We start from the raw sequence: 13534 nt of genomic DNA on the forward strand, positions 1-13534 counted from the left end.
CGTCGTCACTGGCTGGCCAATGCCGCCGCCTCGCGTAGTGCGTGAACGAGTTCGTTGTGCCGCAACGGATTGACGCTCACCCAGCCGTGGTCGTCATGGTCGATCCGGACTCTCCCCGAAGGACCGTCCAGCCAGGAGAGTTCGAGTGGCCGCTTCTCGGAGCCCGAGCGGCGCACGACACCGAGCTGGCCGCGTCCCGTCAGCGAAGGCAGCACGGTGGCGAGCGCTTCGGCGGCCGGGTCGTCCCCGGCGGCCCCCGGAGACAAGGTGATCGGCAGGGTCGGTGCGGCAGGCACCTCGGGAAGGAGCCCGGAGAGCGTGTCGGCCACCGCGTCGTACGCGATCCTCATGACGGTCACCGGGCTCGGCGTACCACCGAGCGTCTGTCCACACAGGACCGCCCGGTCTTCGTGGATCATCGCCGCGAACCCCGTCAAGCTTCCCTTGTGGGCCAGCACCAGATCGACCGAGCCGTGGTACCCGCGCAGCGCGGCGACCAGAGCCTCGGCCAGGCCGGCGGGTCCGTCCGCCGTGGCGAGGCCACGCTCGGCCAGCGAACCACCCGCGGCGCTGAGCGATACCTCGCGTTCGCCCGCGATCCGGCCGAACGACGGAATCCGCAACGGGAACGGCAGCGGTACTCCGGCGAAGGTGGCGAGCAGATCCAGCTCCGCGAGTTCGAAGCGGCTGCCGTGTTCGTCGAACGGCGTCACGAGGCCTGCCCCCTGAGCTCGTCGCCGGAGCGCTGTTCCCGCTCTTGGTACTTGCGTTTGGCGGACGCCAGCATCTGCTGGTATTCCCGGACTTCGCGTTCCGCGGCCTTGACCTCGCCCGCGAGTCCGGAGCCTCCCGCGGCTTCCCGCAGGCGGTTCGCCAGGTACGCCGCGGGCGGCGCGGTTCCCAGCATCGGCAGCCGTTCCGCGAGCCTGCTCGCGGTGGCCACCAGATCGGCGGTGAGATCGCCGAGATCGGCCAGCGTCGTGATGCGCGCGTCGAGCAGTTCCAGCTCGACTTCGATGCCGCGTCCCGCGCTCATCGCCACTCCTGCCGGGGAAGGCCGATGACCGCCTCGCTGGCGGGTTCCGCGAGAGGGAACAGCGCGTGGTCGATCGTCGGCAGCTGGTTCGTGTGGTCGTTCTCGTCGGATCGGCCATGCGTGCCAGAGCCGACCGGAGCCGGCTGCCCCACGGCGCCTGTGCGCGTCGCGGCTGGTTCGGCGGTCGCCTGCGCCGCCATCGCGCCGGGACCGACCGGCAACGCCGCCGCCCCCACTCGCACGCCGTTCGCGAGCGGGTTCACGAAGGCGCCGGCATTGACGGCAGGGACTTGTCCGAGCCCGCCGGACCCGGTGAGGCGCTGCCACGAAGACCCGCTCGGGATGGTGCGCTCCGGCGAGGAGGCCGAGGCGCTCACCGTGGTGTCGCCACCGCCCGGCATGGTCGAGGCGGCCGGGATCGTGCCCTGTGCCTGCCCGATCAGCCTGCTCGAATTCGTCAGGCTCGACTCGTAGGTCCGCATGGTCTGGACGGCGCGCTGCTTCCGCAGATCGGCCGTGCCGGTGTCGGCGTAGAAGCTGAAACCGGCCCCGCCGAAGGTCCAGTCCACGAACATGCTCGTCATCGGTACGGCCGGGTCGTCCGCCGGGGCGGGCATCGTGGCCCTGGCCCACGCCAGCGCGTCGGCCGCCTGTTGCGCGGCCCGCTCGCCGGCGTGGGCGAGCTCCGCGATCTTCTCCACCCGGTCGGCGAGCACGAGAAGCCGCCGGGCCGCCTCCTCCGCGCCACTGCCACGCCAGCCGTCCAGCAGCGCGGCGTGCTGTTCGCGCAGCACCTCGGCGTGGTTGACCAAGGCCGCCCGGTGCCCGGACCAGTCCGCGGCGATCGTGCTGACGTCCGTGACGTCGGCGTCCTGCCACAGCATCCCGTGCAGCTCTTCGTGGCTGTAAGCCTCCCAGTTCACCTCGCCCTCCGGCGCGGTCTCGGTGCTCACCCCGGTTCCCCCTCCCACTGACCGCTTGTCGATGCGACCCATGCTGGCGGCGGGTGTGCCGGAGCCGGAAGGTCGAGCGGCGGCCATTTACGGCCGGTGGGGCTGAGCTGCGAAAAGGCCCTAGAGCTGGGCGCGGTAGGCCTTCGCGAGGTGCTGCTGCAACCGGGCGTGCCGGAACTGGTAGACCGCGCCGGACTGGCGCAGGACCCCTCGCCGGTACGCGTCGTCCAGGAACGCGGTGACGGCCCACGGCAGCTTGCGGAGCAGGGGGAGCCGCAAGCGGGTGAAGACCAGCCACTGGCCCCACGCGGTGAAGGTGATCACGTACGCGAAGGCCGTGACGAGCCCCGCGGTGAGGCCGAGCAGAGCACTGACCCTGAACGAGCGCACGAGGTGAAAGGACGGGCCCGTGATGCTCTCCAGCGCTGCCGCGGCTCCGAAACTGCCGAGGCCGATCGCGATCGCGAGCACCGGCGCGAACAAGCCGACGACGCGCAGCACGGTCGAGCGGTTCGCCGCGAGCAGATCGGCGGGGCTGGTGGCGGTGGTCAGATTGGCGGGTACCTGGAGAAGAGTGAGGAGTGCCAGCAGCCCGCCGCAGACAGGGCCGAAGGCGAGCCCGAAAACGGTGACGTCGACCAGGACCAGGCGGAGGAGATGGCCGAGATCGTCGATGACGACGAGATCCGGCGACAGCGCCCTCACGAAGACGCCGACAAGGGTGACGGCGACGGCCGCCAGCACGCCGCCCGCCACACCCGCCGCGAACCTGACCGCGATCCTTCGCCGGAGACGGGGCCGGCGTGCCCGCCGGTCGAACAGCCGCACCCGCACACGCGTCGGTTCGAGGGACCCGGCCTTGCGGACCACCAGGAACGAATACAGCAGACCGAACGGAACGGCGATCACGGCCCCGCTGGCCAGCCCGTCGACGAGGACGACGGGCCACCGGAACGGCAGGCCGGAACTGAGGGAATTGAGCGGGCTCAACACGAACCAGATGACGAGCGCCGTGGTCAGCCAAGTGGAGGCCGTGACCAGGAGGACACGCGACCAACGGGTCAGCGAGCCACCCATCCGCCACCATTCGAGGTCGCCGGTTTCCCTCCGGTCGAGATCGTCGGCGAGGAAGCCCAGCCAGTGGCGGACCTGTTCGAGATCCCAGCGCTGCCGGACGTCGCCGGCCTCCCAGACGGTGGGGACGAAGGTGTCGAGCAGATGCTCCTCGAGCGCCTGCGCCGTCGGGAAGCGGTCGGTGTCCAGCAGACTTGCCGGATCGCGGTCGCGCGAGTCGCTGTAAACCGTACGGGCGAGCCCGACCATGAGCGGGGTTTTCAGGACCGTGGCCAGGTTCGCAGCCGGCGCTTCGGGGTCGCGCAACGCGGCCAAGACCGGATCCCACGCCGTGGCCGTTCCGCCGGGAGTGACGCGTCGCGCCGTTCGGGGCAGGTAACCGGCGAGGTCGTCGACGCCGAGGTCGGTCAGCTCGACGACGGCGGCCGACGTCAGCGTGTGGACGTTGGTGACCGCACGCTCGTACTCGTCGAAACGACTGGTCAGGAACAGCGGACCGGACAGGGAGTTGAGCGCTTCGAGCGCCGGCCGGTGCAGACCTTCGGCGATCTCGTCGAAGCCGTCGAGGACGGGCAAGATGTATCCGGTGTCGACCAGCACGGCCGCCAACGTCGAGCCGCCGGGAGCCTCGGCGGAGAGCCCGGGATGGTCGCGCTGAAGGGTTTCGACGAGCCAGGTGCGCAACGGTGTCGTGGTCGGGTCCCACGAACCGATGGTGAAGATGACCGGCACGACGCCGCCGCGATTCCGAACGGCCAGCGCGTCGAGCGCGAAACGCAGCGTCAGCACGGTCTTGCCCGCTCCCGCGCGGCCCAGCATCACCAGTTTCCGTGACGGGATGCCGCGGTAGATGTCCGCGATGTCGCCGATCTCGCCGGACAGGTCGAGCGGCGCGGCGGTCACCCCGTGCGGAACGCGGCAGATGTTGTCCCAGTGGTCGGCGAGGTCGGCCGCGATCCGCCACCGCACGGGCAGGGGGAACGGATCGTGCACGCGACGCAGTTCTTCCTCGCGCCGGAGCCGGGTGGCGATGATCGTGGCCAGATGGTCCGCCGCTTCGGTCACCTCTTCGGGCACGATGACGAGGGAAGGGGCCGGAACCACCGGTGTTTCGACGGTGTCCTCGGGCGGCGCTTCGACGGGCTCGTCCGGCTGCCTCCCGTCGGCGGCGGCGAGGAGGTCGGCGCGTTCCTGCGGGGTGATGCCGAGTGCGTCGGCGAGCAACGTCACGGTGCCGACGCGCGGGTCGGTGCCCCCTCCGGTTTCGAGACGGCGGATGGTCCGCGCCCCGACCCCCGCGCGGGCGGCCAAGCCCTCCTGAGTCAGACCTGCCCGGCGGCGGGCGTCACGAAGGAGAACGCCGAACCGACCGGCCACGGGCGACGTCCCTCCAGATGCGCTGTGCGACTGGTGATCATCCTAGTGGCGGGTAGGCCACGAAAGGGAGACAGTAAGCCTGGTCGGTACCCGCGCGAATCCGCTCTTTCGTATTCGTTGATTCCGGTATGTTTCGTGACGAAATCGGCAAGAAAAGCGGGCGGCTGTGAAACGCAAAAGACCCGCACTTTCAGAAAGTGCGGGTCTTTCGAACTGTGGAGCTGAGGGGAATCGAACCCCTGACCTTCTCGATGCGAACGAGACGCGCTACCAACTGCGCTACAGCCCCTGGTGAAGCTTGCCCCTCGTTTGGAGCTCCATGAGCCTATCAGTGGCCCATGGAGCCCCGAAACGCGGGGGTCACTCTCCGGCGGCCCGGCGGAAAGGCCTGGTCCCGGGCTCGTCGAGCTCGTGGAAGGCCGGGTCCTCGTCGTCGAGGTCGACGACGACGGCTTGGCGCCGGAGGCGGGACATGGGGGACGGTTTGCGTTCCACGACGGCCGGGCGTTCGGTGGCGACGACCTCGATGTCCTCACGGGACTCGTGCGCGTCGTGGTCTTCGTCGTCGACCGCCGGGCGGCGCGCGGCGCGGGTGTTGTTGAAGCGGGCGAGGCGGCGCTGCCGGATGTCGTTCTCGATGCGGACCTGGCGGCGCAAGTACGCCAGGTAGCCGATGAGGACGGCGTCGACGACACCGTTGGCCCACCAGACCGTCGGGGTCAGGAAGCCGGCGACGGCCGCGGTGGTGACCACCAGCACCAGGAGTGCGATGACGACCCGCTGCCGGAACGCGTACTTGGCGCGGGCGGCGATGTCCGCCGCCTCCGGGTCGAAACCGCCCCGGCCGGGACGGTAGCCCGCGCCTTGGCGTTCTCTTTCCGGGCGGGCCGTGTGCGAGGGCTGGGGAAGCGGTTCGGCTTCCGGCTCCTCGTCCTCGAGGTCGGCGTCGAGCTCCGCCTCGAGTTCGGCCAGGTCGTCTTCTACCGATGGTTCCGTGTTTTCCGCCATCGCGAACTCCTCCGGTCCCTCGTGGCGTGTGCTCCCGCTCCGCACGACTCGCGCCGCCAAGGCCGAGTCCGTCGTCCGTGCGACCTGCTGGCGCTTGCGGGCGACCATGGGCACGAGAACGACGAGCCATGCCGCTGCGAGCGCGACGATGATCACCGAACTGGGCATCTCCCGTCACCTCCCCCGATCCACTGCTGTAGTCACGCTAGCCACAACAGTCACACACGCCGCGCAGACTCGCCGGTTTCGATCACGGAAAATGCATCACCAAATTAGGTGAATCTCACAGCATGTGGTAACGCGGTCACTGGAACGGCCCCGTAACGGGGTCAAACGCGCTCCGCGAGGCCCTTCGAGACGAGCCTTGAGACCAGTCCGTCACCGGTCTCCTCCTTGGTGACGGCGTAGCAGAAATGGTCCCGCCAGCCACCCGCGACATCGAGATAACGCTCGAAAAGTCCCTCTTGGCGGTAGCCCGTTTTGGCGAGAACCCGCAGGCTGGGAGTGTTTTCGGGGCGGACGGTCGCCTCGAGGCGGTGCAGTCCGCCGAAGTCGAAGACGTGGTCGGTGACGAGGGCGACGGCGCCGGTCGCGACACCGCCGCGGACGATGTCCGATGACACCCAGTAGCCGATCCAGGCGGATCGGAGCGACGCCCGGATGACGTTACCCACAGTGATCTGTCCGGCGAAGCGTCCATCCACCGTGATGGTGAACGGGAGACATTGACCGCGCCTGGCCAGGCCGCGCAGTGCCAGCCATTGGGACGGCCATGACCAATACGCGTTGCGATCCGGCCAGGGCCCGACGCCGGTCGGTTCCCACATTTCCAGGTGCTCGCGATCGCGCAGCCGGACGCGGCTCCACTCGCCGGCGTCGCGGAGACGGACCGGCCGGACGGCGAGGATCCCGGCGGGCACCCGGAGCGGGCCCAGCTTCGCGGGCCAGCCCGGATGCCTGCTTTCGATCGGATACGCGACGCCGGAAATCGGTGCGCCCATTACGCCCGCTGGGCCAGGAAGGTCACCTTGACCTGTTCGCCCGCGGCGACCTCGGTGAGGTCTTCGTCGATGTTGATCAGGCAGTTCGCCTCGGCCAGCGACGCGAGCAGATGCGCGCCGGAGGTGCCGAGCGGCTGCACCAGGTACTCACCGTTGCCCTCGTCACGCAGCAGTTGCCCGCGCAGGAACCCTTTCCGGCCCTTGGTCGAGGTGATCGGGGAGAGCAGCCGCGCGCCGACGATCCGGCGGTGCGGGTTGCGGGTGCCGCGCGCGGCGCGGATCAGCGGGCGGACCAGCACCTCGAACACGACCAGCGCGCTCATCGGGTTGCCGGGGATCAGGAACGTCGGCACCGAGTCGGGACCGAGCCTGCCGAAACCCTGCACGGAGCCCGGGTGCATGCCGACGCGGGTCATGTCGATGTGGCCGAGATCGGACAGCGCGGCGTGTACCTCATCGCCCGCGCTCCCGCCGGCGCCACCCGCGACGACGACGATCTCCGACATCAGCAGCCGGCCTTCGACGACCTCTCGCAGGCGTTTCGGATCGCCGGGGACGATGCCGACGCGGCTCACCTCGGCGCCCGCGTCCCGCGCGGCCGCGGACAGCGCGTAGGAGTTGACGTCGTAAACCTGTCCGACCGACGGGGTGCGGTCGATGTCGACCAGTTCGTCGCCGACGGAAACGATCGAAACCCGGGGCCGCGGGTAGACCAGGACCTTCGCGCGGCCGACCGCGGCGAGCAGGCCGACCTGGGCCGAGCCGATGGTGTCGCCCTTGCGGACGGCGACGTCGCCGATCTGCACGTCCTCGCCGGTCCGGCGCACGTAACCGGCCGACGGCACCGACCGGTGCACGGTGACCTTGGCCTGGTGACCGTCGGTGTAGGCGGTCGGGACGACGGCGTCGGCGAGCGTGGGCAGCGGCGCGCCGGTGTCGACCCGCACGGCCTGCCCCGGCTGCAACCGCCGCGGCTGGCGGGAACCGGCGGCGATCTCGCCGACCACCGGCAACTGCACCGGCTCCTGGCCCGCGGAGCGGACGTCGACGCTTCGCACCGCGTAGCCGTCGACGGCGGCCTGGTCGAAACCGGGCAGCGCGTGTTCGGCGACGACTTCTTCGGCGCACAGGAGGCCCTGGGCCTCGGAGATGGCGACCCGGACCGGACGTGGGCGTACCGCCGCGTCCAGGGTCAGGGAGATCTGATCCTCGACGGAACGGAACTGTCCCGCGTCTTCGGTCTCGGCCGCTTCGGCGATGGGTTCCGTCATGACTGGGGGATCTCGATCCGTTCGTTCGACCAGGCACGCGTTGAAGGCCCGTCGGTGAACTGAAGTTCACCACCGTTACCAGGAGTGATGCGGTCCGAAGCCGCGGAAATCGCCCGATCGGGCAAGCTCCTCGTGGTCCGTGCCGCCGGGGTGGTCGCTGCGCCTGTCATAGGCGTGAAGCCTAACCTGACCACGTGGTCGAGCCCGGCAATGAACACCTGAGCAAAACGGAGTGGCGTTCCCGGATAACCGCCGAACGGCGTTCGCAGGTGTCGGAAGAGCATGCGCGGGAGGCCATGGCGCTCGCCGCGGCCGCCGCTCGGCTGCCCGGTGAGGTCGTGTGCGCCTATGTTCCGTTCGGTACCGAACCGGGTTCGACGTCACTGCTTGATCAACTTCTGGACCAGGGCAAACGGGTTCTGCTGCCGATCGTCCCCGACGCGCCGGGCCCGCTGGAGTGGGCCGCCTACGAGGACCCGTCGAGCCTCGGGCCGGGACGGCTGCGGGGGTTGCTGGAGCCGACCGGGCGCCGCCTCGGTCCCGACACGCTGGGGACGGCCGATCTGGTGCTGATCCCGGCGCTCGCCGTCGACGACGCGGGTGTCCGGCTCGGCCGCGGCGCCGGGTACTACGACCGGTCGCTCTCCTTCGCCGCGCCCGGCGCGGCACTGATCGCCGTCGTCCGGGACGCCGAACTCGTGCGCGAGTTGCCGGCGGAACCGCATGACGTCCGCATGACCGGGGTACTGACCCCGGAGCACGGCCTGGCGCCGCGCCCGGTAATAGACTGACGCCCCGACGCAGTGGTTCAGAAAGGGCACAATGAGCTCTGACGCGCACCTGTCCGATCATTTCGCCGAAACGCTGTCGAAAATGCGTTCCGCGGGCGCCCACGCCATGGAGCTGGCGGCCCTCCGACGGCGTCTCGAGCAGCTGACCGAACCCGGCGCCGGTGAATTGCCGGGAAACGAACTCGAACCTCTCGATGACATCAGCAGGCTCGTGGATCTGCCGGAGCCGGACGCCGAAGAAGCGCGCCGGGTGCTGGACCGCACCGCCGTTCTGAAGCTCAACGGCGGGCTCGGCACGAGCATGGGTCTCACCGGCCCGAAATCGCTGCTGGAGATCAAACCGGGGAAGACGTTCCTCGACGTCATCGCCATGCAGGTGCTTTCGACGCGGGAGAAGTACAACGCGCGGCTTCCGCTGATCCTGATGAATTCGGCGGGCACCCGCGAACCTTCGCTGGAGTTGTTGAAGAAGTATCCCGATCTCGCCGACGACGCCATCCCGGCCGACTTCCTGCAGGGGCGCGAACCGAAGATTACCGCCGACGGGCGGCCCGCCGCCTGGCCCGCGAACCCGGAGCTCGAATGGTGCCCGCCGGGGCACGGCGACATCTACGTCGCGCTCGCGGTGAGCGGAATGCTCGAAACCCTGCTGGCGGAGGGAATCCGCTGGTGCTTCGTGTCCAACTCCGACAACCTCGGCGCGCTCCCGGACGCCCGGATCGCGGCGTGGCTGGCGAAGGAGGACATCCCGTTCGCGATGGAGACGGTGCTCGGCACCGCGGCCGACCGCAAGGGCGGGCACCTCGCGCGGCGTGCGGGCCGGATCGTCCTGCGTGAATCCGCGCAGGTCCCCGACGGGGACGACTCGTTCGGCGACGTCGCCAAATGGCGTTTCTTCAACACCAACAACATCTGGTTCGATCTGGAACGGCTGAAGGCACTGCAGGACGCCGACCCCGCCGCGCCGCTGTTGCCGCTGATCGTGAACCGGAAGACCGTCGATCCCGCCGACGCGGCCAGCACGCCGGTGATCCAGCTCGAAACGGCGATGGGCGCGGCGATCGGTTCGGTCGAGGGCGCGCGGGCCATCGAGATCCCGCGGACCCGGTTCGCGCCGGTCAAGACCACCGACGATCTGCTGGTCGTCCGGTCCGACGCGTACGTGCTCGACGACGGCGGGGAGATGGTCCCGGAGTTCACCACCACCCCGCCGGTCGTTTCGCTGAGCAAGGAGTTCTACAAGCTCCTTCCGGACTTCGACGCGCGTATCCCCGTCGCGCCTTCGCTCAAGGAGTGCACGAGCCTCGCGGTGGACGGCGACGTCACCTTCGGGAAGGACGTCGTCGTCCGGGGCGATGTGAAGATCAGCGGGCCGAAAACCATCGCGGACGGCGAAGTCCTCTAGCGCCGCTGGGCGATGAACACGTACTCGCGTCCTGGACGGTCGGGGGCGTCCCGGACGTCCAGGACGCGAAAACCGTGTTCCGCCAGCAAGGACTCCAGGTCTTCGCGTTCGCGGAACCACAACGTCGAGTCCGAGGTGACGACCTCGCCGTCCGGGAACCGGTAGCTGTACCGGAACGACACGAACGGGAGGTTCACTTCGGTGACCTCGCGCCACTGCTCGACCTCGCCGACGCCGGGGACGTCGATGGTGTCGTGTGCCGTGTCGGCCGCCCAGTCCTCCCACACCCGGCGTCCGGGGCGCCGGATCTCGAAGACCAGATGACCGCCCGGTACCAGCGCGGCATGGATGCCTTCGAGGGTTCGGCTCCATTCATCGTCGGTCAGGAAGACCTGGGCCACGTTGCCGGTCATCACCGCGAGATCGGCTCCTACGTCGCCCGCCGCTTGTGCGTCACCGTGGATCCAGGTGATCTTCCCTTCCGGGTTTTTGGCCTTCGCGACGTCAAGCGACGCCTTCGCGGGATCGACACCGACGACCTCGATTCCGCGCGCGGCCAAGAGAACGGCCAGGCAACCGGTACCGCAGCCGACGTCGAGCACTCTCTTCGCCCCGAGTTCGCCGATGATGCCGAGATAGTGGTCCAGGTCGTCGCGAGCGCCGTCGAAGGCGTCGTAGATCGGTGCGAGCCGGGCATGGGCGAAGAGCGCGTCAGGCATTCGGCGACGATAGTTCCGGGACGCGTTCGGGAGCCACGGATTTACGGTCGCGCCGCCACGCCCGTTCTCCCAGCGACGCCAGGAAAGCGGGCAACAGCACGCCGCGGACCAGCGTGGCGTCGATCAGGACGGCGACCGCCATCCCCACGCCCATCATCTTGTACTCGATCGCGCTCAACGTGATGAAGACGCTGAACACGCCGACCATGATCACCGCCGCGCCGCTGACCACGCCGGCGCTCGTGCCGGTACCGCGGACGATCGCGGCGACCGTGCCTTCCGCCCGGCGTTCACGGATCCGGCTGAGGATGAAGATGTGGTAGTCCATGCTCAGCCCGAGCAGCAGGACGAACATGAACATCGGCAGCCAGCCGACGACCCCGCCGTAGGGGGTGAATCCCAGCAGGGAAGCGAAATGGCCGTCCTGGAAGATCCAGGTGAGCACGCCGTAGGCCGCGCCGATCGACAGCAGGTTCAGCACGATCGACACGAGCGCCACCGGTACCGACCGGAAAGCCAACAGCAGCAACACGAACGCCGCCAGCAGGACGAACCCGAAGACCAGCGGCATCCGCTCGACGACCCGGTCCGCGAAATCGCGGGCATTCGCCGTCCGGCCGGACACCGCGTACTCGACGCCGTCCACCTTCCCGATCGTCTCGGGGAGTACTTCGGTACGCAGCTTGGCGAGCGCCGTATCGGATTCCGCGTCGCGGCCGGCGCCGGAAAGCGGGACCCGGACGACCACGGCCTCGTCGACGCCCGCGACGGCGATGGGTTTGTTCAGCACGCCGGAGGTTTCCCTGATCCGCCGGTCGAGATCGGTGATCGCCGACCGCAGGGCCGGGCTGTCGACCGGGCCACCGTTCTCGGCCGTCAGCACCACCGTGGCGGGGTAGACCACGCCAGGGAAGGCCGCCTGGGTGCGGACTGCGGCGTCGATCGCGGCCAGCGACCGCGGCAGGCTCTCCGCCGGAGTCGGATCTTGCAGGCGCATGCCGATCGCGGGCAGCGTGAGCAGGATCAGCAACGCGGCTCCCAGCCCGCCCCACAGCGCCGGCCGCCGGGTGACCACGCGGGCGGTCGCGGACCAGAACCGCGACTTCTCCGCCGTGGTGCGCCGCGCGCCCAGCCAGGGAATCCGGCCGCGATCGACCTTGTCGCCCAGCAACGAGAGCAGCGCGGGCAACACGGTGACCGAACCGAGGACGGCGAGGCCGACCACAAAGGCCGTGCTGATCGCGAGACCGGTGAAATTGTCGAGCCCGGTGAACACCAACCCACTCACGCACAGGACGACCGTGAGCCCGGAGACGACCACGACGTGCCCGGACGTCCGTGCCGCGATCCGGGTCGCGGCGTCGATCGAGTGCCCGCGTGCGCGCTCTTCCCGTTGCCGCCTGAGGAAGAACAGCGAGTAGTCGACGCCGACCGCCATCCCGATGAGCAGGGTGATCACCGTCGTCGCGCTGTTGATCGGGGTGAAGTCGTCGACGACGGACAGGAGACCGAACGTCGCCGCGACGCTCGTGCCCGCCAGCAGCAGCGGGACCGACGCGGCGACCAGCGCCCCGAAGACGATCAGCAGGATCACCAGCGTCAGTGGCAGGGAGAGGAGTTCCGAGCGTTTGACGTCCTCGCGGATGCCCTTGTCGACCACGGTCGACAGGCTCAGATCTCCGGACTGGCTCAACCGGACCGACGGATGCCGGGCGGCGACCTCGGCCACTCGCGCCGTCGCGGTCTCGAAGTTCGGGCGGATGTCCTTCTCGCCGCCCGCGATCGAAAGCCCGACGAGCCCGGACGCGCTGTCGGCCGAGATCCGTTCGGCGTCGGCCAGTGGCGAGCGGACGTCGGTGACCGAGCCGCTCCTGGTAAGCGTGATGACCAGGTCATCGGTCGCCCGCCGGAGTTCTTCGTTCGCGGCGAACGGCGGCGAGCCTGGTTCCTTCGCCTCGACGAGGACGTTTTCGCGGAACGGGTCGAAGGTGTTTTGGGCGTTCAAAGCGGTCTGGGCGCGACCGGATTCGCCGGGATCGGTGCTCCGGCGGCTTTCGCCGTCCAGCAGCATTCCCGACAGCAGGGCGACGGCCACGAGGGCGACCCAGCCGGCGAGGGTGACCGCGCGGTGCCGCATGGACCAGGTGGCGATCTTTTCGGGCAGCATGAACTACAGTCCTTTACGTGAAGGAGTGAGATGCCTCGGGCGAGGTTTTTGCTTCTTCTTTCCTGGGCCGTCGAGTTGCCGCTCGGCGGCCCAGGGTCTTTCACCGGTGGTCAGTCGACCTCCTTGAGGATCCGCTCGACCGTGCCCACGCTCTTCCGGAGATCCGCGAGACGTCCGTCGAGTTCGGTCAGTTTGCGTTCGGTCTCTTCCTGCGCCTGGACGGCTTTCTCGGCGAGCCTGCGGTATTCCTGCTCGCGCGCGAGCGCGCCTCTGGCCCGGATGGTCGCGCCGAACTGCCACACGACCACCGTGATCACCACGGTGAGGAACACGAAGATGCCGATCAGCCCGGCGACCTCCTGCCATTGATGCCAGTTCACGATCGTTCCCCCTCGTCACCCGGTGCCGGTGTGCTCAGCGTCGGCGCCGCGGCGGCGATGGTGTCCGGGCTCAGCTCGACCAGGAACGGTTTCACCTCGTAGAACTTCATCGCCTTCCCGTCCTCCGACAGCTCCAGTGCGGCCGACACGAGCCCGGCCGCCTCCAGTTTGCGCAGGTGGAGCTGCAGCAACGCCCGGCTGATGCCGAGCTCCCGCGCCAGCTGGCTGACATACGCGCGCTCCGCACGCAGTGCCGCGACGATCCGCAGCCGGTGCGGATTCGCCAGCGCCCCCAGCAGCCGCAGCAGCTCGTCGCCGGGCGGTCCGGTGGCGGTCATGCCGAGCTCCTGCA

Annotated in this window: 13 protein-coding genes and 1 tRNA gene; 2 read left to right on the top strand and 12 right to left on the bottom strand. The window is 69.3% G+C overall.

Going from position 1 to position 13534, the window contains the following annotated elements:
• Nucleotides 1-5 precede the first annotated feature (5 nt).
• From ACSMFO_RS09670 to glp, 8 genes are all read right to left on the bottom strand, one after another.
• Entirely contained in the window at nucleotides 6-713 is a 708-nt protein-coding gene (locus ACSMFO_RS09670; protein WP_436458115.1) for an ESX secretion-associated protein EspG, read from the bottom strand.
• Nucleotides 710-1036: a hypothetical protein gene (locus ACSMFO_RS09675; RefSeq protein ID WP_073846253.1), complete on the bottom strand. Its 327-nt coding sequence runs from the start codon at nucleotides 1034-1036 to the stop codon at nucleotides 710-712. Before ACSMFO_RS09675 ends, ACSMFO_RS09670 begins: the two co-directional genes overlap by 4 nt.
• Nucleotides 1033-2031 (bottom strand): hypothetical protein, encoded by a 999-nt coding sequence (locus ACSMFO_RS09680; protein WP_436458116.1) that lies wholly within the window; start codon nucleotides 2029-2031, stop codon nucleotides 1033-1035. Before ACSMFO_RS09680 ends, ACSMFO_RS09675 begins: the two co-directional genes overlap by 4 nt.
• 78 nt (nucleotides 2032-2109) lie before the next feature.
• Entirely contained in the window at nucleotides 2110-4440 is a 2331-nt protein-coding gene (locus tag ACSMFO_RS09685) for a helix-turn-helix domain-containing protein (protein ID WP_436458118.1), read from the bottom strand.
• A 216-nt stretch (nucleotides 4441-4656) separates the two neighbouring features.
• Nucleotides 4657-4729 (bottom strand) — tRNA-Ala (locus ACSMFO_RS09690).
• A 71-nt stretch (nucleotides 4730-4800) separates the two neighbouring features.
• Nucleotides 4801-5616: a divisome protein SepX/GlpR gene (gene sepX, locus ACSMFO_RS09695; RefSeq protein WP_436458119.1), complete on the bottom strand. Its 816-nt coding sequence runs from the start codon at nucleotides 5614-5616 to the stop codon at nucleotides 4801-4803.
• A 161-nt stretch (nucleotides 5617-5777) separates the two neighbouring features.
• A complete protein-coding gene (locus ACSMFO_RS09700; RefSeq protein WP_436458121.1) occupies nucleotides 5778-6449 on the bottom strand; it encodes a GNAT family N-acetyltransferase in 672 nt (223 codons plus the stop codon).
• Nucleotides 6449-7720, bottom strand: coding sequence for a molybdotransferase-like divisome protein Glp (gene glp / locus ACSMFO_RS09705; protein WP_360082023.1), 1272 nt, complete (start codon nucleotides 7718-7720; stop codon nucleotides 6449-6451). Before glp ends, ACSMFO_RS09700 begins: the two co-directional genes overlap by 1 nt.
• Nucleotides 7721-7938: 218 nt before the next feature.
• On the opposite strand from glp, the gene ACSMFO_RS09710 reads away from it, so the two are divergent.
• Complete coding sequence (locus ACSMFO_RS09710) at nucleotides 7939-8511, top strand: 5-formyltetrahydrofolate cyclo-ligase (RefSeq protein ID WP_436458346.1); 573 nt, start codon at nucleotides 7939-7941, stop codon at nucleotides 8509-8511.
• A 31-nt stretch (nucleotides 8512-8542) separates the two neighbouring features.
• On the top strand, nucleotides 8543-9916 hold the full coding sequence (locus ACSMFO_RS09715; protein ID WP_436458123.1) for a UTP--glucose-1-phosphate uridylyltransferase: 1374 nt from the start codon (nucleotides 8543-8545) through the stop codon (nucleotides 9914-9916).
• On the opposite strand, the gene ACSMFO_RS09720 is transcribed toward ACSMFO_RS09715, so the two are convergent.
• The 4 genes from ACSMFO_RS09720 to ACSMFO_RS09735 form a co-directional block, all read right to left on the bottom strand.
• Nucleotides 9913-10635: a class I SAM-dependent methyltransferase gene (locus ACSMFO_RS09720; protein ID WP_436458125.1), complete on the bottom strand. Its 723-nt coding sequence runs from the start codon at nucleotides 10633-10635 to the stop codon at nucleotides 9913-9915. The two genes, ACSMFO_RS09715 and ACSMFO_RS09720, sit on opposite strands and share 4 nt — an antisense overlap.
• Nucleotides 10628-12802, bottom strand: coding sequence for an MMPL family transporter (locus ACSMFO_RS09725; RefSeq protein WP_436458126.1), 2175 nt, complete (start codon nucleotides 12800-12802; stop codon nucleotides 10628-10630). The genes ACSMFO_RS09720 and ACSMFO_RS09725 overlap by 8 nt, the downstream gene beginning before the upstream one ends.
• Before the next feature lie 110 nt (nucleotides 12803-12912).
• Nucleotides 12913-13182 carry a hypothetical protein gene (locus ACSMFO_RS09730; RefSeq protein ID WP_038508185.1) on the bottom strand — a complete coding sequence of 90 codons (270 nt, stop codon included), beginning with the start codon at nucleotides 13180-13182 and terminating at the stop codon, nucleotides 12913-12915.
• A complete protein-coding gene (locus ACSMFO_RS09735) occupies nucleotides 13179-13520 on the bottom strand; it encodes an ArsR/SmtB family transcription factor (protein ID WP_436458128.1) in 342 nt (113 codons plus the stop codon). The genes ACSMFO_RS09730 and ACSMFO_RS09735 overlap by 4 nt, the downstream gene beginning before the upstream one ends.
• Nucleotides 13521-13534: the final 14 nt, after the last annotated feature.

The organism is Amycolatopsis sp. w19 (genome assembly GCF_051373225.1).
GTDB classification, from domain to species: domain Bacteria; phylum Actinomycetota; class Actinomycetes; order Mycobacteriales; family Pseudonocardiaceae; genus Amycolatopsis; species Amycolatopsis japonica.

Excerpts from the sequence above, each read along its gene's own strand:
- ACSMFO_RS09700 (WP_436458121.1), bottom strand. The coding sequence starts at position 6,449 with ATGGGCGCACCGATTTCCGGCGTCGCGTATCCGATCGAAAGCAGGCAT.
- ACSMFO_RS09675 (WP_073846253.1), bottom strand. The coding sequence starts at position 1,036 with ATGAGCGCGGGACGCGGCATCGAAGTCGAGCTGGAACTGCTCGACGCG.
- ACSMFO_RS09680 (WP_436458116.1), bottom strand. The coding sequence starts at position 2,031 with ATGGGTCGCATCGACAAGCGGTCAGTGGGAGGGGGAACCGGGGTGAGC.
- ACSMFO_RS09735 (WP_436458128.1), bottom strand. The coding sequence starts at position 13,520 with ATGACCGCCACCGGACCGCCCGGCGACGAGCTGCTGCGGCTGCTGGGG.
- sepX (WP_436458119.1), bottom strand. The coding sequence starts at position 5,616 with ATGCCCAGTTCGGTGATCATCGTCGCGCTCGCAGCGGCATGGCTCGTC.
- ACSMFO_RS09715 (WP_436458123.1), top strand. The coding sequence starts at position 8,543 with ATGAGCTCTGACGCGCACCTGTCCGATCATTTCGCCGAAACGCTGTCG.
- glp (WP_360082023.1), bottom strand. The coding sequence starts at position 7,720 with ATGACGGAACCCATCGCCGAAGCGGCCGAGACCGAAGACGCGGGACAG.
- ACSMFO_RS09725 (WP_436458126.1), bottom strand. The coding sequence starts at position 12,802 with ATGCTGCCCGAAAAGATCGCCACCTGGTCCATGCGGCACCGCGCGGTC.
- ACSMFO_RS09720 (WP_436458125.1), bottom strand. The coding sequence starts at position 10,635 with ATGCCTGACGCGCTCTTCGCCCATGCCCGGCTCGCACCGATCTACGAC.